General features: G+C 66.0%; 22 protein-coding genes. 15 read left to right on the forward strand and 7 right to left on the reverse strand.

The genetic code is table 11. The features are described from left to right. Window positions 1-658: 658 nt before the first annotated feature. Complete coding sequence (locus HPY83_05400) at window positions 659-1,417, forward strand: 3-oxoacyl-ACP reductase FabG (protein ID NPV07387.1); 759 nt, start codon at window positions 659-661, stop codon at window positions 1,415-1,417. A 91-nt stretch (window positions 1,418-1,508) separates the two neighbouring features. Here HPY83_05400 and HPY83_05405 read toward each other — a convergent pair whose 3' ends face one another. From HPY83_05405 to HPY83_05420, 4 genes are all read right to left on the reverse strand, one after another. After that, the gene (locus tag HPY83_05405) at window positions 1,509-3,227 is read right to left on the reverse strand and encodes a hypothetical protein (GenBank protein NPV07388.1); all 1,719 of its coding nucleotides are present in this window, start codon (window positions 3,225-3,227) and stop codon (window positions 1,509-1,511) included. A 288-nt stretch (window positions 3,228-3,515) separates the two neighbouring features. Next, on the reverse strand, window positions 3,516-4,058 hold the full coding sequence (locus HPY83_05410; GenBank protein NPV07389.1) for a hypothetical protein: 543 nt from the start codon (window positions 4,056-4,058) through the stop codon (window positions 3,516-3,518). A gap of 683 nt (window positions 4,059-4,741) precedes the next feature. Further along, window positions 4,742-5,590: a cytochrome c3 family protein gene (locus HPY83_05415; GenBank protein ID NPV07390.1), complete on the reverse strand. Its 849-nt coding sequence runs from the start codon at window positions 5,588-5,590 to the stop codon at window positions 4,742-4,744. A 64-nt stretch (window positions 5,591-5,654) separates the two neighbouring features. Further along, a complete protein-coding gene (locus HPY83_05420) occupies window positions 5,655-7,280 on the reverse strand; it encodes an FAD-binding protein (protein ID NPV07391.1) in 1,626 nt (541 codons plus the stop codon). A gap of 339 nt (window positions 7,281-7,619) precedes the next feature. Between HPY83_05420 and HPY83_05425 the strand changes: the two genes are divergently transcribed. The 9 genes from HPY83_05425 to arsM all read left to right on the forward strand — a co-directional run bounded on the left by HPY83_05425 (window position 7,620) and on the right by arsM (window position 13,888). After that, window positions 7,620-8,066 (forward strand): arsenate reductase ArsC, encoded by a 447-nt coding sequence (locus HPY83_05425; protein ID NPV07392.1) that lies wholly within the window; start codon window positions 7,620-7,622, stop codon window positions 8,064-8,066. A gap of 145 nt (window positions 8,067-8,211) precedes the next feature. After that, the gene (locus HPY83_05430; GenBank protein ID NPV07393.1) at window positions 8,212-8,592 is read left to right on the forward strand and encodes a winged helix-turn-helix transcriptional regulator; all 381 of its coding nucleotides are present in this window, start codon (window positions 8,212-8,214) and stop codon (window positions 8,590-8,592) included. 3 nt (window positions 8,593-8,595) lie between these two features. Next, on the forward strand, window positions 8,596-10,071 hold the full coding sequence (locus HPY83_05435) for a permease (protein NPV07394.1): 1,476 nt from the start codon (window positions 8,596-8,598) through the stop codon (window positions 10,069-10,071). A 108-nt stretch (window positions 10,072-10,179) separates the two neighbouring features. Further along, window positions 10,180-10,431, forward strand: coding sequence for a thioredoxin family protein (locus HPY83_05440; GenBank protein ID NPV07395.1), 252 nt, complete (start codon window positions 10,180-10,182; stop codon window positions 10,429-10,431). 36 nt (window positions 10,432-10,467) lie between these two features. Continuing rightward, on the forward strand, window positions 10,468-11,637 hold the full coding sequence (gene arsB / locus HPY83_05445) for an ACR3 family arsenite efflux transporter (GenBank protein ID NPV07396.1): 1,170 nt from the start codon (window positions 10,468-10,470) through the stop codon (window positions 11,635-11,637). Between the two features lie 101 nt (window positions 11,638-11,738). Then, window positions 11,739-12,263, forward strand: a complete 525-nt coding sequence (locus tag HPY83_05450) for a hypothetical protein (GenBank protein NPV07397.1) — start codon at window positions 11,739-11,741, stop codon at window positions 12,261-12,263. Next, window positions 12,260-12,829: a Fe-S cluster protein gene (locus HPY83_05455; GenBank protein ID NPV07398.1), complete on the forward strand. Its 570-nt coding sequence runs from the start codon at window positions 12,260-12,262 to the stop codon at window positions 12,827-12,829. The genes HPY83_05450 and HPY83_05455 overlap by 4 nt, the downstream gene beginning before the upstream one ends. Then, window positions 12,799-12,948, forward strand: coding sequence for a hypothetical protein (locus HPY83_05460; GenBank protein ID NPV07399.1), 150 nt, complete (start codon window positions 12,799-12,801; stop codon window positions 12,946-12,948). The genes HPY83_05455 and HPY83_05460 overlap by 31 nt, the downstream gene beginning before the upstream one ends. Window positions 12,949-13,123: 175 nt before the next feature. Next, complete coding sequence (gene arsM / locus HPY83_05465; GenBank protein NPV07400.1) at window positions 13,124-13,888, forward strand: arsenite methyltransferase; 765 nt, start codon at window positions 13,124-13,126, stop codon at window positions 13,886-13,888. 237 nt (window positions 13,889-14,125) lie between these two features. Here the strand turns inward: arsM and HPY83_05470 are convergent, their stop codons facing one another. The 3 genes from HPY83_05470 to HPY83_05480 are packed head-to-tail and all read right to left on the reverse strand — an operon-like array spanning window position 14,126 to window position 17,221. Beyond that, window positions 14,126-14,929: a carbohydrate ABC transporter permease gene (locus HPY83_05470; protein ID NPV07401.1), complete on the reverse strand. Its 804-nt coding sequence runs from the start codon at window positions 14,927-14,929 to the stop codon at window positions 14,126-14,128. Continuing rightward, window positions 14,926-15,789: a sugar ABC transporter permease gene (locus HPY83_05475; protein ID NPV07402.1), complete on the reverse strand. Its 864-nt coding sequence runs from the start codon at window positions 15,787-15,789 to the stop codon at window positions 14,926-14,928. The genes HPY83_05470 and HPY83_05475 overlap by 4 nt, the downstream gene beginning before the upstream one ends. Window positions 15,790-15,832: 43 nt before the next feature. Next, entirely contained in the window at window positions 15,833-17,221 is a 1,389-nt protein-coding gene (locus tag HPY83_05480; protein ID NPV07403.1) for a sugar ABC transporter substrate-binding protein, read from the reverse strand. A gap of 531 nt (window positions 17,222-17,752) precedes the next feature. Between HPY83_05480 and HPY83_05485 the strand changes: the two genes are divergently transcribed. The 5 genes from HPY83_05485 to HPY83_05505 all read left to right on the forward strand — a co-directional run bounded on the left by HPY83_05485 (window position 17,753) and on the right by HPY83_05505 (window position 23,554). After that, window positions 17,753-19,387 carry a hypothetical protein gene (locus HPY83_05485; protein NPV07404.1) on the forward strand — a complete coding sequence of 545 codons (1,635 nt, stop codon included), beginning with the start codon at window positions 17,753-17,755 and terminating at the stop codon, window positions 19,385-19,387. Between the two features lie 148 nt (window positions 19,388-19,535). Continuing rightward, window positions 19,536-20,399 carry a semialdehyde dehydrogenase gene (locus HPY83_05490; protein NPV07405.1) on the forward strand — a complete coding sequence of 288 codons (864 nt, stop codon included), beginning with the start codon at window positions 19,536-19,538 and terminating at the stop codon, window positions 20,397-20,399. Next, complete coding sequence (locus HPY83_05495; protein ID NPV07406.1) at window positions 20,396-21,223, forward strand: sugar phosphate isomerase/epimerase; 828 nt, start codon at window positions 20,396-20,398, stop codon at window positions 21,221-21,223. The genes HPY83_05490 and HPY83_05495 overlap by 4 nt, the downstream gene beginning before the upstream one ends. A gap of 117 nt (window positions 21,224-21,340) precedes the next feature. Then, window positions 21,341-22,504, forward strand: coding sequence for a winged helix DNA-binding domain-containing protein (locus HPY83_05500; protein NPV07407.1), 1,164 nt, complete (start codon window positions 21,341-21,343; stop codon window positions 22,502-22,504). Window positions 22,505-22,627: 123 nt separating this feature from the next. After that, the gene (locus HPY83_05505; protein NPV07408.1) at window positions 22,628-23,554 is read left to right on the forward strand and encodes an NAD-dependent epimerase/dehydratase family protein; all 927 of its coding nucleotides are present in this window, start codon (window positions 22,628-22,630) and stop codon (window positions 23,552-23,554) included. Window positions 23,555-23,623: the final 69 nt, after the last annotated feature.

Genomic DNA, 23,623 nt, shown 5'->3' on the forward strand with positions numbered 1-23,623 from the left:
ACACAGTATACCGTTGGGGGAAAGGTAGCGTCAAACGAGCTTGGGAGAAGGGGGAGTCCCACAATGGGGCAACTGCAGGAGCCCGGCCTAGGGGCGAACCTCGTGTTCGCCCTCGGCCTGCAGCTGAGGTGCCCTCCGCGTCTGGGGACGCGGACTCCTCGAGTAGGGACTGGGCGCGATGGTGCAGCCCCGAGTGCCGCCTTGTCTCTTGCCCCCAGATCGAGATACACGCTGGGCAAAGGGCAGGGAAGCTGTCGACAGTGGACCTGACCCTTCAGCAGACGCCGAGCCGGAGCCCAAAGAAACGCAAAGGGAGGCGAGCGCGGCCAGAGGCGTCATTCCTCTCCTGCCGGCGTCACCGGTCACTACAGGCCTGTTGCGGCTCTCGCCCTACCGCGCCCTTCCCGCCGGCACGCCGGTGTAGGGGCAGGCCACGGTGCTGCCCGGGGCGGACGCGGTGGTGCCCCTACCACCAGCCCTCCTCGCTGCCGTGCCAGCCTCCAGCCGCCCACGCCCCGGCGGAGTGGCGACAGCCTGACCCTCTTGCTGGGGGAATGGCGCCGCCGCATCCGGTTGCCCGGGCGCGATGCCGGTCCTAGACTGGCCGGCGAGTCTCAGCGCCCGTCACGCCCTCAGTTGGCGGGCCAAGGAGGTGTCGGTGCAGCTGAAAGGCAAGATCGCCATGGTGACAGGGGCTTCGCGGGGGATCGGGCGCGGCATCGCTGAAAGGTTGGGGGCAGAAGGGGCTCGAGTGGCGGTAGTCTATCGCTCTCGAGCCGACGAGGCCGAAGCGGTGGTGGACGCCATCGCCCGAGCCGGAGGCGAGGCCCGGGCCTGGCGCTGCGACGTGACTCGAAAGGACCAGGTGGATGCCACCGTGGCTTCGGTCGCGGAGGCATGGGGCGGGTTGGACATCCTGGTGAACAACGCCGGGGGTAAGCTGCGGGCAGCGCCCTTTTTCGACATCACCGAAGAGCTGTGGGACGAGTGCCTGGACCTGAACCTGAAGGGGGTTTTCCTCTGCTCTCAGGCGGCGGCGCGGGTGATGGCCAGAAATGGCGGCGGGCGCATCATCAACATCGCCTCCATCTCCTCGGTTCAGGCCCAGTACGACCGGGTGCACTACTGCACCGCCAAGGGCGGGCTCATCCAGCTCACCCGGACCATGGCCCTGGAGCTGGCACCGCACCGGATCACGGTGAACGCCGTGGGACCCACTACCATCGAGACCGATGCCACCCGCGACCGGCTCAGCTCCCAGGAGGCCATGCTGACCGAGCTGCGGATGCACCCGCTGGGACGGTTGGGGCAGCCCGAGGACGTGGCCGCGGGAGTGGTGTTCTTCTGCCTGCCGGAGACGGGCTTCTACACCGGCCAGCTGCTCCTGGCGGAGGGTGGCAACACGCTGGTACGGTAGGGATTGCTCGGCTGAGATGCTTCCGCTAAGAGCTAGGGGGCTTCCGTCCCGTCCGACGGAAGCCCCCTGAAGTCATCCGGAGGGAGTGCAGCTACATGAACAGACCGAGCAACCGGTCCAGTGGCCCTTGCTCGATCGCCTCATCCACTACAGTGATGTCTATCCCAATGCCGAAAGCATTGACGAAGCTTACCACCCCCTGCAGGGCAGACCGGGCTCGATCTGTCTGGAGGGCCGGGGGCAAGCCTAGGTCCGGACCCAAGGTGTCAACCGCCAGTGCCAGGGCGTTTGCTCTCGTCTCCGCATCCCATCGCACGTGCGCCTGGGAACCGGCCAGGTTCACCGTTGCCCCGGAGGGTCCGAGATCAACTACGACGCCCCCCAGTCCGCCATACTGGTTGGCGTAGGTGCGCACCATGTCGGGCACTCCGGGAGCGAAGCTGGAAAGAGGCAAAGGAATGCCCCAGACCGACACCCCGCCGTTGGACCGGCTCACCTTCAGGTCTACTCGCATCCCCAGCGGAGGAGTCCTGGCCGCCACCTGGTAGTCCAGAGCTTCAGCGGGCGAGCGGGGGTTATCCTCGTACACAACGTCACCGGCGAGCCTGACGTTCCCTAGCAGGCCATCAATCAGCCCCCAGGGAGCGACGGCTTCGCCGATGAAAGCAGTGCCGACCGTCTGCAGGAACCCTTCGTCGAAGGCGATCACCGGCATCGGTTCCTGGGCTACGAGCCAACGGACCTCTCTCTGATCGCCATCCCAGACTAAGGCGACTGAGCCCAGCTTCTCCAGATAGCCGGCAGTCATGGCATCCAAGGCGAAGCCGGTGTTGAAGCCCTCGACCAGGACGGCGTTATCTCGGATGGCGACAGACACCGGCCGGCCCAGAGCCAGTCTGGCTGGCGCCTCCTGCGACTGGGAGGCCAGGTAGGCATCCACGTGCACTTCTGTGTCGGCGAGCCAGTCTGTGCCGACGGCTACCAGTTGCTGCTCCCGGTCGCCCAGCTGCATGCCGGCCAGACCGGTCACCGACCCCAGGTTGTCGCGCAGATAGTCCAGGTTCAGGGCCAGGGACAACCAGTCGCTACCGTTCACCGAGAGGCCCACGGTGTTGGCCACGACGTCCACTCCGGCGGTTTCGATGCTCCATTGCTCGATGAGGCCACGGAATGGGGACAGATCCACCAGAGTGCCGGACATGCCGAGCGTAGCGGCATCTATCCCGGCGATCGAGATGATCTCGCCGTCGGGGGACATGGTGAGCCCGAGGTCAATGACGTTGGAGCGAGCCTCGACATCGGTGGGCACGGCCACGCGGCTGGTAAGGTCGGGAGGATCGCCCACTGCGCCGGGGAAACGGGCAGTGATGCCGATGCTGCTATTGCTCAGCAGGAAGGCAACGGCCTGCGCCATCTGGGGAGCCAGTTGATCGGTAAGCGTAGAGATGATACCTTCCCGAGCTGCGAGGGCAGCTACTGCGGAATCGTTGAGGAAGACGGTAAACTGCTCGCCCTCCTTCGCCAGCGCGGCATAGCCGATGCCACTATTCGACGCCCTGCTCACTATGTCGGGACCCAGGCTCAGGCGCGGCAACCCCAGGCCCAGCGCAGCAGACAGGGCTTCGACGTCTTCCGAACGTAGCTGTTCTTCCACTCCCTCTACGGTCAGTACCCAATTGCCAGCTTCATCCACCTCCAGGTGAAGATCCGGAGGCCGGTCGCCGTCCTGTGCCACGACCGGGACGATACCTACACAGACCAGGGAAAGCACCGTCACGACCGTCAATAGCCTTGTGATATTCTTCGGCATGGTTGCTCCTCCCGAATAGCTGCGCGGTTGGCCGGTACACCTGCGAGTCGAGCAACGCCCTATGGCCCCATTATAGCACGGTGCCGGCCTCAAGTGGATGCTCCTGCTCTGAAGAGTTCCACCAAGCCGCCTGTTGATCAGGGGCCAACGCGACGTTGTAGACTATCTATGCGAGGCGTCGCACATGAGCTTTGACGATTCAGTCTTGGTCGAGCCTGTATAAGTAGTCAACACCAAGGTCCTGGCAGGTACAGCCAGTCCCCAAGCGCCTACCGCGCCTGGGGGCGCTCACTCGTCAAGAGGGACCTGAACCCCGCTGCCTTGCCGTTGCAGCCAGCCCAAGAGCTTGCCCAGAAAGCCTGTGAGGAAGGCACCTGCGCGGGTGTGCCCAGGACGACTGCCCGCCGCGCACGACCTTCCCCCCGATCCTGAGCTCTTACCGGTGCCGGGCTTTCCGATGCGGTTCGCCTTGCTCTGAGGTCGCGGCACGGAGGAGGAAGACACCCGCCGGGCTAGGCGGTTAGGCTGAGCCCGGGCTATTCTGGCCCGCAAGCCGTCGTCGAGCGGCGACGCAGGCTCAGTCTCGGCTGTATCCTCGCCTTGGCACCCGCCCGGACTGGTGGACTCCTGGAGGGCGGACGGCCCAAAGGGCACGTCGCCTTCCCGCAGCCGCGGTATGCGCGGGGCCTGGGGCGAGCCGGCGCGGGCGACTCGAAGCGGTGCCGCAGTGCCCGCCTCCAAGGCATGGTTGAACTTTGTCACCGTAGGGGCCAGGTACCCGCCGATGCCCACCACCTCGGCCAGTTCCTCGATGGTGTGGGCCTGGTACACCAGGTCCGCCCCGCACTCTCGGCGAAACCCATGGGCTCTTCCACGAGGTCCTGGGCTTCCACGTAGATGGCGCTCTGCCAACCATGTAGAAGCCTTCGTCGTCGACGCCGTGCTTGACCAGGACGTGACCGCACCTGAGGGGACCCAGTCTCTCATCGGCGAACCGAGCCCCGTCTTCGCCCACTAGGATGTGCCTGGTCAGGCGGTCCAGGCTGAGTTAGCCGGAGCCGCTGGCGGCAGCGCCCACCTGTATGGCCATCTCGATCCCGTCGCCTGGGCAGGTGGGAGCGGTGGCCACCAAGTGTGTCTCGATAGTCCACAGCTGCTGCGATGAGAACGCGCGGGCCATCTGTTCGCTATGGTCCTAACTGCACGTGGTCAGGATTGCCGCCCGGTTCGCCTTGATGAAAGCCCTGGTGCTGTTGTCGTCCGCCCGGACGCCGATGACTCCCTCCTCAGAATCTCGCACGAGTCCGGTAGCGGCGGTGTTCAGCAGGAATCGGCCCCACCTTCCTGGGCTACCGCGTACAGAGTGGCAACGTGTGCGGCACCCCGTCGCGGATCGGCCGGGCTCGCCTACGTGTAGTGCAGACACTGACGTCTGGTTGTGCCACCTCCTGCCAACCGAGCGGGCTATCGGATTGTTGGTCTGCCGGAGACCCCGACGTGGGGCCGGGCGCGGCCTAGTCCTCATCCCACTCCGGCATCTCCAGCTCGAAGATGTGACACTGCAGGCACATTAGCTCAGCTTTCTTGTGGGCGTTGTGGCAGGAGGTGCAACTGGGCTCGCCCAAGTGTGAGGCGTGCGGGTTGGGCCCCTCGGCCTCGGGCTCGGTCAGTTCGGCCAGGTGCGCGTAGGTGCCATGGCAACGGAGGCACGCATCTGTGGCCGGCTTCTTCTCTGGGAAGAAGGTGTCATGGCACTGATTGCAGGTGACAGAGGCTTGGGCGTGAGTGTGGTCCGCGAACTCCGACGACGCCCAAGACCGGAAGTACTCGGTCATCTCCAGGGCCCACTCCTCGTCGACCGGCCTGGGAGTGGGCGTTGGCCTCGGTGTCCGAGTGGGACGGACGGTGGGCAAGGCCGACGCTGACTTGGTGGCGGCGGCGGTGGGTGACGGTTCGGGAGTGGCGCCAACGCCTGTCGGCTCCGGCGTCGCTCCGTCGTCCTCGGCTTCGGCCTCGGTGGGCACGCCCACCAGGGTGACCTCACCGTTGGCTATCAGGTGGCAAGAGAGGCAGTCACCAGCGAAATCGTCCTGGCCGTAATGCTTCAGGTGGGTGATCCAGACCAGGCCCCGGGCGGCCCCCAGGGCTCCGTGGCAGGGCAGGCAGTAGGCCAGGTCATTCAGGGTTAGGCTAGGGTGGTCTTCGGGGAGGGCCTCCAGCAGGTCCTCGTGGCAGGCTTCGCAGCCCTGGGCGGAGTTTTCGGGTTCTTGAGCAAGGGCTGGGCCGACCGTCGAGGCGAGGCTGAGGGCCGTGACTGCCGCGAGGACGAGAGCAAGCGTGCAGAGGATGAGTCTGGCGCGCATGTACGCTCCTTGGGGAAGAGGATGCGGCGGGAGGGGGAAGAGTCCCCCTCCCGATAGCAACCGGCTACTCCGCGGGTTCCTCCGCGGCAGCGTTGGCGCCGGCAATGCGGCCCATGACGAAGGCGTCAGCGATCATGGTGCCGCTGAGCGGATACAGGAAGGGATAGACGACGCCAGAGGCGTTACCGGCGGCGTAGAGCCGAGGAATGGGCCGACCGCGGACGCTCTGCACCTGCGCTCGGGCATCGATGCGCGGGCCGCCTCCCGTGCCCCAGGTCCCGGGATACCCGGCCAGGGCGTAGAAGGGAGGCTCGTCGATGGCGATCAGACCGAGGGCTCGGCCGAACGCGGCGTCTTCCCCGTCGTCCACGGCAGCATTCCACTCGTCGACGGTGTCCAGGAGTGCGTCCGGATCCATACCGAGGGCCTCGGCCAACTCCTCGATGGTGTCAGCCTGGATGATGTCGCCGCTGGCGATCTCGGCGCTGTTGTCGGCACTCCAGGTGTAGATGGGCTTGCCGATGGGGACCGACAGGCCCGCCGGGCCCTGGGTCCGGGTCTTCTCGTCGAAGATGCACCAGCACGGTATGCGAGGCCACTCCTGCCGGCCGGGGTCGTAGTAGTCGATGGCCTTGAGGATGGCATCGTAGGGGAGCGTCTCGTTGACGAACCGCTTGCCCTGCTGGTCGACGAAGATGACCGACTTACCGGCTGCGCCCAGTTGCAGCATGGAGGGGAAGGCCACCGGCACGCGCGGAAGCTTGTGGCAGAGGTTGCCGCCACACTTGCCCATGTGCCAGAGGGCTGCATCCACGTCGGCGGCCAACTTGATGGCGTCGCCAGTGGCGGCCGGAGTGCCCACCGAGAAGATGGGGTAGACGCCCAGGTAGTTGCGCTTCATTGTCTCGTTGCATTCGAAGCCGCCGCAGGTCAGGATCACAGCCTTGCGCGCCTTGATGGCGGTGGTGACGCCGTCGGTGCTGGCCAGGACACCGAGGACTTCGGTATCGGCCTCACGCGGCCGAAGGTCGGCCTCGTCGCCCGCGGCCTCATCCTCCAGAGCCCGTAGCACGGTGCGGGTGACGAGACGGGTGGCAGCGGTGTTGTAGATGACCTCGATCCCGCGCTCCTCCACGGCCGTGGCCAGGATCTCCCACAGCCCCACACCGGTGCGGTTCCCTGCAGGCTGGTAGGAAGTGTACGACTCAGCCCCCTCGAAGGCGGAGTACCAGCCCCGCAGAGAGACTTCCGCGGCTCCGCCGATGCTCTCGATCCACTCGACGTTCCTGACGGCTTCCTCGGCCCAGGCGGTGAGGAAGGCGTCGTCCAACTCGAAGGTCTGGCCCGCTCCGGCGATGGCGCAGTGGGTGAGGTAGGCCTTGGCGCCCTCGACGTCTGTAGGGCTGACGAAGTAGCCACCGGAGTAGTAGGTGGACCCGCCACCGGCGTCGGTCTTCTCGAGAATGATGACCTCAGCGCCCTCGTCGTGAGCGGTGATGGCGGCGGCCGCACCGGCCCCGCCGTACCCGACGACGATCACATCGGTCTCGCGATCCCAATGAATAGGGCGCCCCTGGGCATCCACGGGCTGTGTGGTCATGCCGGCCAGTGCCATAGCGCCGGCGCTGATGACGGAACCCTTCACGAACGTACGGCGGTCAACGCTCCTGCGCGCTGCCTTATCGGACATGGTGTTGCCTCCTCCATACACGAAGATCTACGACCTATGCGGACAGCGATGCAGTTGGCACCCTGGATGAGGTGCCGGTCGGCATGCACTGAGCGTGGGTGTAGGGCGCGGGCGTGCAGATGTGAGGTCGCACCTCCCGAGCGGGATTCCTGATCAATCCTATGAGTGTGTGCCGGACGTGTCAAGCGACCGGTGAGCGTAGGCCGGCGCGCCGGCGGGGCTCACTGAGGGTTGACATGGCAGCGCAGGGGGCGATAATCCAAGCCACATTGATCCAATAGTCATTGAGCTGAGTCTCAGCGCCGAAGGAACCCGTTAGCCTGCATTTGGAGGATGATCGTGCCCAAACCGAAGGTGCTGTTCCTGTGTACCGGAAACACTGCTCGCAGCCAGATGGCGGAGGCATTCCTGCGCCGCTATGCCGATGACCGCTTCGACGTATACAGCGCCGGGCTCGAGCCCCAGGAGATTAGCCCCTACGCCCGGCTGGTGATGGAAGAGGTTGGGGTGAGCCTGGAGGGCCAATACTCCAAGGGGCTGGCCCAGTACCTGGGGAGAGAGCACTTCGGGTACCTGATAACGGTGTGCCAGCAGGCGGAGGCGGCCTGCCCCATCTTCCCGGGCGTCGGCAAGCGGCTGTACTGGCCCTTCGAGGACCCGGTGGCCTTCGAGGGGTCAGAAGAGGAGAAACTGGCCAAGTTCCGGGAGGTCCGGGACCAGATTGAGCGCCGCATTCTGGAGTGGCTGAGGGAGCTGGACGCCGAGCAGGGACGGGATCGGAGATGAGTGCGTCCGGGTCTTCGGCGCCGATAGCGCAGACAGGAGGGAGCCGAGCAGCTAGCCTAAGGGGCAGCAGTTGCGCTCACGTAGAGCCAAGGCTATACTTCAACGACGATTGAAGCATATCTGGCGCCGACGCCGGAGGAGGGTGATGTTGGACGAGGAGAGAATCGCGGCTCTGTTTCGAGTTTTGGGCGACCCCACGCGGCTGGCCATATTCCGGCTGCTACAGCAGGGGACCTACTGCAACTGCGAGATGGGCGAGGAGCTGGGCCTATCGGCCAACCTGGTCTCCCATCACCTCAAGGTGCTCCGGGAAGCGGGGCTGGTGGGAGCACAGCGGCATCCGACCGATGCCCGCTGGATCCTTTACTCCCTGAACCGGGAGGCACTGACCGACGCTAGGCGCCTATGCAACAACCTGCTGGACCCGGAGCGCATCGGGTCGCGGGTGCCGGCCTCCTGCCGGACGGCTGAGGGAGCCTGTGCCTGTGGGATGTTCCCGGCGCTGAGTTCCGCGGAGATGGACTGAGCCATGGACATAGCGGGATACGCAGTGACCATGATTCAGTCGGGGCTGGGGAGCCTGGCCTCCTACCTGGCGGCGCACGTGCTCCTTTGCCTGGTGCCGGCCTTCATAATCGCGGGAGCGATGACGGCCCTCATTCCCAAGGAGGCTATCACCCGCTTCCTGGGCCGGGATGCTCCCAAGCTCATATCCTATCCGGCGGCGGCTGTAGGTGGATTCGTATTGGCGGTGTGTTCCTGCACCATCATGCCCCTGTTCGCCGGCATCTACAAGCGGGGAGCGGGACTGGGCCCGGCCATCACCTTCCTCTTCGTGGGCCCGGCCATCAACATCCTGGCCCTGACCTACACCGGGGCCGCCATCGGCTTCGACATCGCCATAGCCCGGTTGGTGCTCTCCATCGTGTTCGGCATCGGCATCGGGTTGATCATGGCAGCCATCTTCTGGGTCGGCGACCGCGGCCGGGCCCAGGCGAACGAGAAGGCAGGCGGGTTCGGGGGCCAGGCGTCCATCCGCCCGGCCGTGTGGGCGGTGATGTTGCTCCTCTTCGCGGTACTCCTGGTGGGCACCCTGCAGGTGGGCTTGTTCACCAGCTCTTACGCTCAAGTCAGCCTGCCCGTAAGGGGTGCCGACGCCATCGAGGACGGCCTGGCCCGGCTGATCCCCTTCGACCCCAGCCGGGGCGAGGAGGGGGTGAGCTTCCAGGGTCTGTTTCTCATCGGGCTACTGGCTCTGGTGGGAGCGGCATCGTGGAAGGGCCTGAGCCGGGTGGACGAGCGGTTCAACCGCTGGACCTGGGTGGCCCTAGGCCTGCTGACAGCGACCTTGCTGGTGGCGGCACTCCGGGTGGAGGTCATGCCGGCTGGCATCGCCCTTCACTTCACGGGACGGTTCCTGGGTGAGGTAGTGGTGTTGGGGGCGGTGGCGGCAGTGGCCTGGAAGGGCCTGGACGAATTCGAGGTCCAGGAGTGGCTGTGGGAGATGTGGCGCTTTGTGAAGCAGATCTTCCCTCTGCTCATCGTGGGCGTGTTCGCCGCTGGGGTGGTGCGCGTCATCATTCGCCCGGAGTGGGTGGAGGCCATCGCCGGGAGCAATACCATCGCCGCCAACTTCGTGGGTGTGGTCTTCGGGGTGTTCATGTACTTCCCCACCCTGGTGGAAGTGCCCATCGCCAAGATGTTCCTCGACCTGGGCATGCACCGGGGGCCGTTGCTGGCCTACCTGATGAGCGACCCGGAGCTGAGCATCCAGAGCATCCTCATCACCGCCAGCATCATCGGCCGCAAGCGGGCCTGGGTGTACGTATTCTGGGTGGCGCTGTTCAGCACCCTGGCCGGGCTGGGCTTTGGGGCCCTGGTGAATGGGGCCGACCCGCTCTTGCTAGGAGCGTACGCGCTGCTGGGGCTGGCAGCGCTGATCGGATCTCTGACCTTGCTGCACCGGCGTCCGGCGAGGGCGGACCGCGCGGCGGAGGCAGGGTAGGGGGCGTCGTCAGTGCATAGTGGCGAGCAAGGCCGAGCACGGCTCGCGAGCCACTCCCCTGCTGTCCCCTAGCCACTACTCACTGTCCGCTAGTATAGGAGGTACGACGTGGAGATCAAGATACTGGGCACGGGGTGCCCGAAGTGCAAGCGGTTGGAGCAGTTGGCGCGCGAGGCGGTGGCCGAGGCCGGCGTAGAGGCTAAGATCACCAAGGTGGAGGACATCGGCGAGATCTTCCAGTACCCGGTGGAGATCACGCCGGCGCTGGTGATAAACGAGGAGGTGAAGTCCTCGGGCCGTATACCGCGCAAGGACGAGATCGTGGTCTGGATCATCAATGAGGCAGCAGCGTCCGGCTGAGGCGCCGAGCGGTCGGCTGTGTGAGAGGTTAGGGAAATGAGTCAGTCAAGTTCTCCACGAGGCAGCGTGGTAGCCAGGCTGTCGCTTCTGGATCGCTTCTTACCCCTGTGGATCTTCATCGCCATGGCGGCAGGGGTGGGGCTGGGTGCGGTGGTGCCCGGGATCAAGGACGCCTTCGAAGCAGTATCCCTGGGCACCGTGTCCCTCCCCATCGCCATTGGGCTGCTGTGGATGATGTACCCGGTGCTGGCCAAGGTGAAGTACGAGGAGCTGGGGAAGATCACCGGCGCCCTGGAGCAGTTCGGGGTGTCCCTCACCCTCAACTGGGTCATCGGCCCCATCATCATGTTCGTGCTGGCCTGGCTGCTTCTTTCCGACTTCCCGGCCTACCGCACGGGGTTGATCCTGGTGGGGCTGGCTCGGTGCATCGCCATGGTGCTCATCTGGAACATGCTGGCTGGTGGGGATTCGGAGTACTGCGCCGTGCTGGTGGCGCTGAACTCGGTGTTCCAGATCCTCATGTACAGCCCGCTGGCTTATCTGTTCCTCAGGCTGGTGCCCCAGTGGCTGGGCGCCGAGGCCACGGTGGTGCACATCGGCATGGGTGAGATCGCCCGGAGCGTGCTCATCTTCCTGGGGATCCCTCTCGCCGGCGGCATTATCACCCGCTTCACCCTCTTGCGGCGCAAAGGGGCCGACTGGTACGACCACCAGTTCATCCCCAAGCTGGGACCGACAGCCCTGGTGGGGCTGCTCTTCACCATCGTGGTCATGTTCTCCATGCAGGGAGACCAGATCCTGGCGGCGCCCTTTGAGGTGCTGCGAGTGGCTATCCCGCTCACCTTGTACTTCGTGACCATGTTCCTGGTGTCCTTCGGCATTTCGCTCTGGCGCGGCTTCTCCTACGAGATGGCGACTACCCAGTCGTTCACGGCCGCCAGCAACAACTTCGAGCTGGCCATCGCCGTGGCCGTGGGCACCTTCGGGATCGCCTCTCGGGAGGCGCTGGCCACGGTGATCGGACCTCTGATCGAGGTGCCGGTGCTGATCGGCCTGGTGTACGTGGCCCTGTGGTTCCGACGGGCGCTGTTCCATGCTGAGGCGGCCCTGCCTACGGTGGCCCGGCTATCGGCCGCGGCGCGCGGCTGCCCGGAGGGATGCACCGGCGAGCTCTGTCTGGCCGAGCGCAGACAGGCGGAGGCGTGAGCTGACGGCATTCGGCGCAGTGCCCTATCGCCGTCGGCTGGCAAGGGGATGATGCGCAACGACGATAAGCCCAGCCCTGGCGCTCGTTCCGAGTCACTCACGTGCTCGGCTGCCTGGCCGACCCCAACAAGAACCGGGCCATTGCCGAGTTCGCGGGCGACGTCTCGGCCGTGTTCCCCTATCTCAACGCGGTGGTGCCCAACCTCATGTACAATCCCGGGGCCAACACCGTTACCGTGAAGCGTGGCGTCCGTGTCCTCACCTTCTACCCGCGCGTGGCCGTGATGGCCAAGGTGGACGGGGCCGAGGACGCCCTGGCCCAACTGGAGTGGTTTCGCCACCTGTGCGACGAGACTTGGCAGCGCCGCGAGCAGATCGCTCCCTGCCACGAGCGGCGGCAGCTCCTCGGCCCGCTCGACGTCTACCTCCTCCTCCCCGGCCTGAACTGCAAGCGGTGCGGGGAGGCTACCTGTATGGCCTTCGGCTTCGGCCTCTTACTGGGGGAGCGCAGGACCACTGAGTGTCCCAGGCTGGAGGAACCTGCCCATCAACAGGGAGCTAGACGCTTGGCCGAGCTCCTGGGTGAGACGATCGCCGTCTCTGCAGGGGAAGGGAGCGGACTATGAACGAAGAAGACTTGATTCGCACCTACAGGCTGGAGGTGACGTCGCCGCCCTGTGACCCCGGGGCGGAACGCTACAATGCCTTTGCCCACCTGGAAACCGACATAAGCGACGTGATGCCTTACCTGAACGCCGTCTGGCCCGGTGCCGTGTATGACCGCGCGGGCAAGCACCTGCAAGCGCATCGCGATGGCCGGGCGGTGACTGTTCACGAGCGCATGATCGCCGTGAGCGGCTTTCAAGAGCGGGCTGAGGCGGAGGAGGCCGTGCGCGACCTCGTGACCGAGCTCAACCGGATCTGGCGGCGACGGCACGAAATCGAGCCGCGCTACGACAAGCGGCGGCGCCCCAACGCCCTCGAGGTCTATCGTCTGCTGCCGCGCACCAACTGCAAGGCGTGCGCCCAGGCCTCCTGCTTCGTGTTCGCCAACCAACTGGCGACCGGGCTAGTATCGCTGGAGGAGTGCCCGGCGCTCGCCGGCCAGGAGTACTCAGAGCAGAGAGCGCGGCTGGAGGCCCTCCTGAGGGAGGCCATCCGATGCAGAAGCGCACTCTCCTCATCTCATTGACGGAGAAGGAACTGCAGGAGGTCATCCGCATTCTTCTGGACAAGGACGAGGAAGCGGCCCTCGAATTCGTGGACAAGCACGTGAAGCCGGCGGTTCATCGAGTACTGGACGGCGGCTGAAAGGCGATCATCACGGCGGCGGGCGCCGCCGCCATTCCCCGAAGTTAGGGCCGATCTGGGCTCCGGGGAACCGCAGCCTACGCGGTGCCGTGGGGCCCGGACCCAGGCGAGGTGAGGTGATTGGTGCCCATTTGGCAGCGGTGTTCTGGAAGCCGCTGATACCAACTGAGGAGATATGCGAGTGGACGCAAGCGGAGTGAAGAGCGAAGTGAGACGCAGGTACGCCGAGGCGGCCCGCGGGGGCGGCTGCTGCTGCGGCGGTGGCGGCAGCAGCGGTTGCTGCCCGCCCGGCAGCACTCAGGACGCGCCCCTGGTGGATTATGGCGAGTTGGCTCGCGATGTGGCGGAGGGGTCCGACCTGGGCCTGGGCTGCGGCACGCCCACCCGCTTCGCCGACCTTAGACCTGGGGAGGTAGTGCTGGATCTGGGGAGCGGCGCCGGCGTGGACGTCTTCCTGGCGGCCAAGGCCGTGGGTCCCGAGGGAAGGGTCATAGGGGTGGACATGACGCCGGAGATGATCGCCCGGGCTCGGGCCAACGCCGCTCGAGCCGGGTTCGCCAACGTCGAGTTCAGGCTGGGCGAGATCGAGGCTCTGCCAGTGGCGGACACCAGCGTGGACGTGGTGCTCTCCAACTGCGTCATCAACCTAGTGCCGGACAAGGCGAGGGCGTTCGGCGAAATCCACCGGGTGCTCCGGAGAGGCGGGCGATTCTGCCTCTCCGACATCGTCTCCTACGGGGACGTGCCGGCAGAGGTGCGGCAGGATGCTGGCCTCTGGGCCTCGTGTATCGCCGGGGCGCTGGACAAGGACGAGTACCTGAGGCTGATCGAGGAAACGGGGTTCGGCCAGGTTCGGGTGCACCACCTGGAGGAGTACGGCCAGTTCCGCGGCCAGGGCTACGGCTTCGCCAGCATCACGGTGGAGGGGCGGAAGGCGTAGCAGTCGCCCCCGACCGCCGTCCGGGCTACGGGACGGCCGCCGCCACAGACACCTCTCCACGGGGACCCTCCCCCGTCCGCGTAGGCGGACGGCCAGCCGCAGGCTCCCTAGCCCCGACGTCGGTCGAGGGCTACTACAGAGCGCTTGCCGCACCCCCCATCCCCCTACAGCGCCGCTCTCCCGTCCCCGCCGGCGGACGGCCAGCCACAGGCTCCCTAGCCCCGACCTCGGTCGAGGCTACTTCCCCGTCCCGGCCAGCATGCCCATGACGAACCATCTCTGGAAGGAGAGGAAGAAGAGAGCCGGCGGAAGCAGCGCCAGGGTGGCCGCCGCCGTCAATCCACCGTAGTTGGTTCCCCATGCCCCCAGGAACCGCAACAGCGCCTGGGGCAGCACGGCGAGGTGGGGTGAAGTGGTGAAGGCGAAAGCGTAGAGGTAGTTGTTCCAGGAGTTGATGAAGACGAAGATCGAGACGGCGATCAGGCCCGGCGCCGCCAGCGGAATGCTGATCCGCCGCAAGCTCCCCAGTCTGGAGCATCCGTCCATCCTTGCCGCCTCCTCGATCTCGATGGGTATCGAGACGAAGAAGCCACGCACCATCCAGACGGCAAAGGGGGTGTTGAACACCACATTGGCCAGCACCACGGCGAACAGGGTGTTGTAGAGGCCGAGAAGGCGCATGTATACGATCAATGGCACCAGCACGGCGATGGCCGGCAGCAGGGGCAAGACCAGCAGGAGGACGCTCAGCCGCTTGCCCGGGAAGTCGAACCGGGCCAGAGCGTAGCCACCCATGATGGCCATCGGTAAGGCCGTGATGATGGCCCCGAGCGAGACGAGCAGGCTATTCCTCAGGTAGAGCACGAACAGGGGCTGGCTGAGGATGTAGCGGTAGCTCTCCAGGTGTACGATGCCGACGGTGCGGCTACCCACTCCCAGCGGGGCCGTCAGAGACGTCTTGATCGCCCAGGCGATGGGAAAGAGCACCACTACAGCGATGGCCACGATGCCCATCCAGGCTAGTATCCCCCGCCACCTCACTGTGTCTCTCCTTCCCCAATGAGACGTAAGTACAGGATCATGAAGACGATGCTGAGGACGATCAGAATCACGCCTATGGCCGAGCCGATTCCGATGTTGAAGTATATGAAGGCCTCCTTGAAGAGCCTCACGCCGGCCACCTCGGTCACGTACCCCGGCCCTCCCTGAGTCAGGGAGTACACTCCTTCAGCGTCCTGGAGAGTCCAGATAGTGATGAGCAGAACGGCCACGAAGAGCTGATTGCGGGTGAGAGGCAGGGTGACGTAACGGAACTGAGCCCAGCCCCCGGCACCGTCTACCTTAGCCGAGTCGTACAGCTCCTGCGGTATGCCCGTGAGGCCGGCGGCTATGAGCAGCATCTCGAAGGGGAAGGAGCGCCAGGCGCTGTGGACGATGATAGTGAGCAGGGCCAGGTTGGGTTCGACGAGGAACAGGTACCTTCGGCCTGTCAGCCATGCTAGCAGCTGGGTCACCGGTCCGGAGTAGGGGTCAATCATGGTGCGGAAGAGGATAGCACTCACCACGGGCGCGATGATCCAGGGAAGCATGAAGATAGTGCGGAACGTGCCAGCGCCGCGGAGCTTGCTGCTGATCAGGATGGCTGCCAGGTAGGCCAGGGGGACAGACAGAGCCAGAACCCCGATCAGGTAGCGGAGGGAGGCCAGCAGGTTGCCCAGGAAACGGCCTTCGCCGAGCAGCAGGGCGAAGTTGGCCAGCCCCACCAGCTCCGATGCGGCACCCAGTGGCGTCCGCCGCAGACTGAAGTAGAAGATGCTGCCTAGCGGCCAGGCGAGGAACAACAGCAATACCAGGACAACAGGCAGGAGCAGGATGTAGGGGAGCCTGTACTTGCTTAGCAAGTACAGGCTCCGACCAGTCCGGCGAGGAGCAAGCATCCTCTAGCTACTTGCCAGCGTACTTAGCGTTCCATTCGTCTTCGAACTTCTTCAGCGTCTCTGGTATGGACCCCTTCATCACCAGGATCTCCTGCAGACACGCCGCGGCCGTGTCGGCCAGCTCGGGGTAGTGGACCGTTGGCGGCATGGGCCTGCCCTTGCGGGCAGCCTCAAGCCACGTCTGGTAGAACTTGCTCTTGAACTCAGGCCGGTCCCACAGCGAGAGGCGTGCCGGCAGCCCAGCATCAGGGAAGTTGTAGAGGTTATCTGCGTCTAGCAGATACTCGAGGAAGGTGAACGCCTCATCACGGTGCTCGCTCAGACTGTGGATGGACAGGGTCCAGGCGTTGGTGAACTGAGCCCCGGGCACTGTGGGCGTCACCATCACGCCTCCAGTGTCCTCCGCACACGCCTCCGTGGCCGGGAAGCATCCTTTGACGAAGCCTCCCTCCTCCAGGCTCACGATCCAGTAGCTGCCGAATCCCCAGCCCATCGCCAGGCGACCTTCGAGGAAAGCGACCAGGATAGCGTCGTCGTAGGTTCCACCGACTGCGCTTTCCGGGGTTACCTTCTGGGTGTAGACCAGGTCATAGATGGCTTCTGCCGCTGCCATCCCGGCGTCCGAGGCAAAGGTCGCCTTCTTGGTCTCGGGGTCCCACAGTTCGCCGCCGAAGTTCCAGATCAGAGGGGCGAAATACAGCTCGATGGTGGCCCGGGAGGGGCCGAAGTACATGCCCAGTCCCCAGACATCGTCCGTGGTCAGGGCCTGGGCGGCCTCCAAGCACTCCTCCCAAGTGGTGGGTGGAGCATCGGGGTCGAGCCCGGCCTCGGAGAACATGTCTCGGCGGTAGGCCACACTGCGGGTGTGCACACCGCTAGGGATTCCGATCTGCACATCGCCCTGGCTGCCAGAGGCCCAGACGGGGCTCCAGTTGAAGTCCGCCCTCTCCTCTTCGCTCCACTTGGCCAGGTAGGGCGTCAGGTCAATGAAGTCCCCCACCTCGAAGTGCTTGGCCATCAGCTGGGGAGAGCCGAACATCACATCGTGCTTGATGCCAGCCTCGTAGTCGAGTACAGAACGGTCGTCTATCTTATCCCAGTCGAAGTACTCAGGCTCGACGTTGATCTCCGGGTGCTTCTCCTCGAAGGAGGACACCATCCGTTCCATCCACTCGTAGTTGAACTTCTGTGCGGGGCTCTGCAGGGGGTCAAAGTAGTGGGCCCACTTGATGGTAGTCGGCCGCTGTACCACAGGGCTGGGCTCTGGTGCCCCAGGCGCGGCAGGCGCGGGAGTCAGGGTTGCACATGCTCCCAGGCCGATGCTGGCCAGGCCCAGTGAGCCGATGCGGAGCAGTTCGCGACGACTTACCTTCCGGTGCGGTCTGCGCATCTCCATGACTTTCCTCCTCGAATGACCGGAGTACGGGCTCGGGCTGCCGCTGCAGGCCTCGAGCCTACACGACCGAATGAATCACTCCTTCGTGACTGCCCGTCGCCATGAGTTGATGCGGCATCAGTCAACCAGGGCTAGCCGAGACCAGGCACGGTACCGGGCTGGTCCATCCTGGTTCTGGGTGCGGAATCAGAACTAGACATCACCTCCTTGTCAGCAAACAGACTCTCCGAAGGCCACGATACCTTTAGGCATTATATCGTCACCTGCGCCCAACTTCAATCCCTTATCTCCAGGATTTCCTAGAACTGCATCTCGGGAGGCACACCAGTGCGCACCGCCCACGCTCGACGCCAGTAGGCCTGGCGGCCTTCGGCCAACAGCGGTGCGGCCTGTCTCACGCTGTCGAGTTGCTGTCCGGCCAGCTCCTCCGGGGCAGTCACCGCACCATGGTGGCCATGCTATGTGTGCACCGGGGCACGGACGCGGGTAGAATCCCCTCATGCCATCGCCACTTGAGGGAGGCCGACTCGCATGAGATGGGCTCGCCGGATGGTCGTAGTGGTGTTACTCCTCGCCGGCCTGGCCCTGCCGGTCCCGGGACGCGCCCAGGGTCCGGTTGTGAACGCTTATCTGTTCTTCAGTGACTCCTGTCCCCACTGCCATAGGGTCTGGGATGAGTTTCTCCCCCCGCTACTGGAGCAGTATGGGGACAGTCTCCGCGTTGAGCGCATCCTGGTGGACGAGCTTGAGGGGTACCGGTTGCTGCAGTACGTGGATGCTGTGGCTGGCGTGCCCAGGGACCAACGCGGCGTCCCCCAGATGCTCATCGGTGAGCGCATACTCATCGGCAGCGACAACATCGAAGAGCACTTCGTCCCCCTGGTGGAGCACTACCTGGAGCGGGGCGGGTTCGAGCTACCCAGCCGGGAGGAGCTGGTACGCCAGATGCTGGAGGCAGAGGCGGCCGCCGCCACGCCGACGGAGGGCGCCGCTTCACCGGCCCCGACGACTGCAGCCCAGCCCACCCCTACTGCCCCGCCTGCCGCCACCAGTCAGCCCACGGCCTCGCCCCCGGCCGGGACCGCCGACAATCCCAGGCCCATCTACCTGGCCTACTTCTTCCAGCCCGGGTGTGACGTGTGTTCCCAGGCGGAGCTGGACCTCAAGGCTCTGGAGCAGGTCTACCCGCAACTGGTGGTGGAGCGGTACTCCGCGGTGGACGACGCCGGCCTGGCGGAGTGGCTGGGAGAGCAGTACGGCGTTCCACAAGACCTACGGCTGGTGGCGCCGGCAGTGTACGTGGGTGGCGAGCACCTGATGGGGAACGAAGCCAACTACGAGGGGATGGAGGCGCTGATCCGGAAGTACCTGGATGAGGGTGCACCCCGGACCTGGGAGGGTTGGGAGCAGGAGCGGGCCGCCGCCGAGGCTCGGGTGGTGGATCGGTATCGTTCCTTCGGCCTTCTGACGGTGGTGGCTGCGGGGCTGGTGGACGGGGTGAACCCCTGCGCCTTCGCCACGCTGGTATTCTTCGTGTCCTACCTGACGGTGATGGGACGGGGCCGGCGACAGATCCTGGCCACGGGCATCGCCTTCACGGCGGCGGTGTTCGCTACCTACCTGCTCATCGGCCTGGGTCTGTACCGCCTGCTCGCCACCATCCCCGCCATCGCCACCGCCGGCCGGGTGATCTACGCCATCACGGCCGTAGTATGCCTCGCGCTAGCCCTGCTGAGTCTGTACGATTTCTGGCAGGCGCGTAAGGGGCAAGCGGCCGACATGGCCCTGAGGCTCCCGACCCGCCTTCGGAGACAGGTCAACCGCGTGATCCGGGAGAGCATGGGCCCGGGCAGGGCGGCAGGAGCGGCCCTGGTCGCGGGGGTATTGGTGTCAGTGGTGGAGCTGGCGTGCACCGGCCAGATCTACCTACCCACGCTCATGTTCGTGGCCGGGCGCCCCGAGCTGCGCGCTACTGCCGTGCCTCTGCTGGCGGCGTACAACCTGGCGTTCGTGGCCCCGCTGGTGATGGTGTTTGGGGTGACAGCCTACGGGGTGGGATCGGATCGGCTGCGGTTGCTGCTGGCCCGGCACACGGCCACGGTGAAGCTGCTCACGGCGGCACTGTTCCTCGGGCTGGCCGCCTGGCTGGTGACGCTGCTGGTGTAGAGATCGGCCGCCGCCAAGCCGGGGCACGCTGAGCAGCGAGGAGGCAGCCTGGCACCACGAAGGGTGCCACCCCGAACTGAGATCCCGGGCGGAGTCGAGGGTTTCGCCGGGGTCCATCCGCTGCACTTCGACCGGAAGGAGGACACCGATGACCACCGTAGCTCTGTTCGGTGCCGGCGGCAAGATGGGGTGCCGCATAACCGACAACCTGATGCGTCACCCGGCCTACCGGATGCTCTACGTCGAGACGGGACCGGCCGGCCTGGAGCAGCTCAAGGAGAGGGGCCTCTCGGCCACGCCTTACGCTGAGTCCGTCCCTGAGGCCGACGCCATCGTCCTGGCCGTGCCGGACGCCCTGGTCGGCTTCGTCGCCTCGGAGCAGGCGGTGCCTCTGGCCCGTCCGGGGACGCTGGTCGTCTGTCTGGATCCAGCAGCGCCCTTTGCCGGGGTACTGCCTGCCCGCAGCGATGTCACCTACTTCGTCACCCACCCCTGCCATCCCTCTGTCTTCTTGCGCTCCGCTGACCCCAGCGTCCTGGACGACTACTTCGGCGGCGTGAGGGCTCCTCAGCACATCGTCTGCGCCCTGATGCAGGGCCCCGAGCCCGACTACGCCCGGGGCGAGGCCCTGGCGAGGGACATGTTCGCCCCCGTGCTCAATGCCTACCGGGTGACGGTGGAGCAGATGGCCCTCCTGGAGCCGGCGCTGTCGGAGACGGTGGCTGCTACCTGCCTCACCGTGGTGCGGGAGGCCATGGACGAAGCCATCCGCCGGGGCGTACCGGCGGAGGCGGCACGCGAGTTCCTGCTCGGCCACATCCGCATCAACCTGGCCATGTTCTTCGGTGTCATAGACACTCCCCTATCGGACGGGGCCCAGCTGGCCGTGGCCCGCGCCAAGAAGGAGCTGTTCCGGCCTGACTGGAAGCGGGTGTTCGAGCCCGAGGCCCTGCTGGAGAGCATCCGGGCTATCACTCAAGCCGAGTCGGCGGGCAGAGCACGGCGACGATGAGGCTAGGCGTCGGCTCCTACACCTTTCCCTGGGCCATCGGGGTGCCTGGTTACCCGCCGCCCCGCCCCATGACCGCGTCGGAACTGCTCGACCGGGCTCACGACCTGGGCGTCGGTGTGGTCCAGATCTGCGAGAACCTCCCTCTCCACCGCCTATCTCCTTCGGCCCTGGATTCGCTGGCAAGCCGGGCCCGCCATCTCGGCATCGCGCTGGAGGTGGGCACTCGGGGCATCCAGCCCGACCACCTCCTGGCTTATCTCGACCTGGCGCGACGGCTGGAATCGCCCATCGTCCGCACCGTGACCGACACTGCCGACCGGCAGCCGTCCGACGAGGAGGTGGTGGACGCGCTACGTCGGGTGGCGCCCGCCTTCGAGGCCGCCCGGGTATCGCTGGCGATCGAGAACCACGGGCGCCACTCAGCCGCCCGTCTGGTGCGCTTGCTCGAGGCGGTGGGCAGCCTGTACGTGGGCATCTGCCTGGACACCACCAACTCGCTGGGGGTCTTGGAGCGGCCCGAGGAGACAGTCGCGGTTCTGGCGCCGTGGGCGGTGAACCTCCACCTGAAGGACTACACCATCCGACGGCTGGACTACCAGTTCGGCTACGTCATCAGCGGGTGCCCCGTCGGGGCCGGCCTGCTGGACGTCCCGGCTGTCCTGGACCGATTGCGCCAGGCCGAGCGAGACGTCAACGTGATAGTGGAGCTGTGGACCCCACCCGAGCCGTCCCTCGCCGAGACAGTCGCCAAGCAGGAACGTTGGGCAGAAGAGAGCGTGGCCTACCTACAACCTCTGGTGGAGACTCGCGGGTCTGCCGGCTGAGGAGTCAGAGATGCATGCCCTCGGTGTTGTCCTTCAAGGCGGTGAGCAGCTATCGCACCAGGCCGCGGGGGACACTTTTCGTATCCGGTATGGTGCCGAACGGCCAAGGGAGGAGGAGTGCCGGCGAGATCGGGTGATGACGGCGAGCCAGCGGCCGCCACCCTGACTTGGGAGCAGGTGCTGGCCTGGCGCATGCGCCGACAGCACCTGGACCGGCGCGCCCCGCGTGGCGAGATGCTGGCCGTGGCGGGCGACATCTGCGGGCTGCACGCCCAGCTCATGTCCTCGGCCGAGCTGGCGCTCTGGGCCCGGGTTGCCGACCTGGAAGGTGGGGCCATGCAGCGCGCCCTGTGGCAGGACCGGGCCCTAGTGAAGGCCTGGGCCATGCGCGGGACGCTCCACCTCCTGCCGTCGGCGGAGTACCCCACGTGGCAAGCAGCCCTGAGCACCTACCGGCACCCGGAGAGGGGCTACTGGCAGCGCTACTTCGGCGTCACCCCAGAGCAGCTCGAGCGCCTGCTGGAGGTCATCCCCCTCGCTCTGGATGGGCCGCCCCTGACCCGCGAGGAGCTGGCCGACGCAGTCGCTTCTTTGACCGGTTCGCCGGAGCTGGGCAGCAGGCTGCGCGGCGGCTGGGGAAGCCTGCTCAAGCCCGCCTCGTATCTGGGCTACCTCTGCTTCGCCGATAGCGTGGGCAACAACGTCCGCTTCACCCGGCCCGACAGGTGGCTGCCGGCCTGGCACCCCCAGGACCCGGCGGGAGCGCTGGGCGCCGTCTTCCGCCGCTACCTGGGTGCCAAGGGGCCGGCCACGGAGGCGGATCTTGTGCGTTGGTGGACCGGCATCAGCACTGCCCGTGCTCGGCACCTCCTCAAGGGGCTGGGCGAGCAGGTGGTCCCGGTGAGCATCGAGGGAACCTCAGCCTGGGCGCTGGTCGAAAACCTTCCCGACTTGCTGGCGGCCGGCCCTACTGGTGCCGTGCGCCTGGTGCCTGCTTTCGACCAGTACGTCATAGGCGCCGCCCCGGACGCGCCCGAGCTCCTGCTGCCTCCCGCTATGCGCGCCCGCGTGTATCGGCCGCAGGCTTGGATCTCGCCCGTGCTGCTGGCCGACGGCCGCATGGAAGCAACGTGGCGCCACGAACGCAAGCGCAGCCAGGTCAGCGTGACCATCGAGCCCTTCCGCCCCCTGCCCCCGTGGGTGCGTCAGGGGGCGGAGCGCGAAGCGGAAAGCCTGGCTCACTTCCTGGGAGGCAGACTGGAACTGACCTGGGCTTCCTGAGAGTGGAGGTGTGGCCGCGGCGCGCCGGCTTGCTCCGGCTGTTGACACTCTGCCCCCGTGCCCCCATAGTGCCCGGCATCCATCGCCTCCGATGGGGGCGAGATAGAGCGGAGAGGTTGAGACATGGGGCAGAATGGGCGCGCTAAGGTACTCATCATCGGCGGCAGCGGCTTCGTGAGCGGCACTCTGGCCCGGATGGCAGTGGCCTCCGGCCACAAGGTATGGGTCGTCACCCGTGGCCAGAAGGACGTCCCCGCCGGCGTCACGGCTTTGGTGGCCGACCGCAAGGACGGCGCGGCTTTCGCCGAGGCGATCGCCTCGGCCAACACCGAGTGGGACGTGGTGTACGACTGCATCGGCTACTTCGCCGAAGACGCCCGCCAGGACGTAGAAGTCTTTCGCCAGCGCACGCCTCACCTCGGCTTCATCTCCACCGACTTCGTCTACGACCCGCCCCGCCGGCGGGTGCCTCAGCCCGAGGATACCCCCTACTACCTCACCGACGATAGCTACGGGGCCAATAAGCGCCGCTGCGAGCTCGAGCTCATCAACGGCGACACCGGCGACATGAAGTGGACCATCATCCGCCCCTGCCACATCTACGGCCCGGGGTCGGAGCTAGGGTGTCTCCCCAAGCACGGCCGGGACCCGGAGTTGCTGCGTCGTATCCGCGACGGAGAGGCCCTGGAGCTGGTGGGCGCCGGCTACTTCCTCCAGCAGCCCATCTTCGTCCGCGACCTGGCCGCCTTCTTTCTCAGCATGGTGGGGAACGCCAACTCCTACGGCCAGATCTACAACATGTACGGCCCCGACATCATCCAGTCCCGCGACTACTACCAGATCATCGCCGGCGTCCTGGGCACTACGGCGCGGATCGCGGAGATCCCGGTGGACCGCTACCGCGAGGAACACCCGGAGCACGTCTCCTTCCTGTGCCATCGGGTCGCCACTCTGGACAAGATGCGGGCTCACGGGCTGGCAGTGCCGAGCACGCCCATCGAGGAGGGCCTGCGGGAGCACACCGAGAGCAAGATCGCCGAAGGACGCTGAGCGGCACCCGCCTTTCCGTTCGTCGAGCGCGGCGAGGATAAGGTCTCACGTAGAGACGCCAAGACGCCA

The sequence above is a fragment of the Anaerolineae bacterium genome (assembly GCA_013178015.1).
GTDB lineage: Bacteria > Chloroflexota > Anaerolineae > DRVO01 > DRVO01 > Ch71.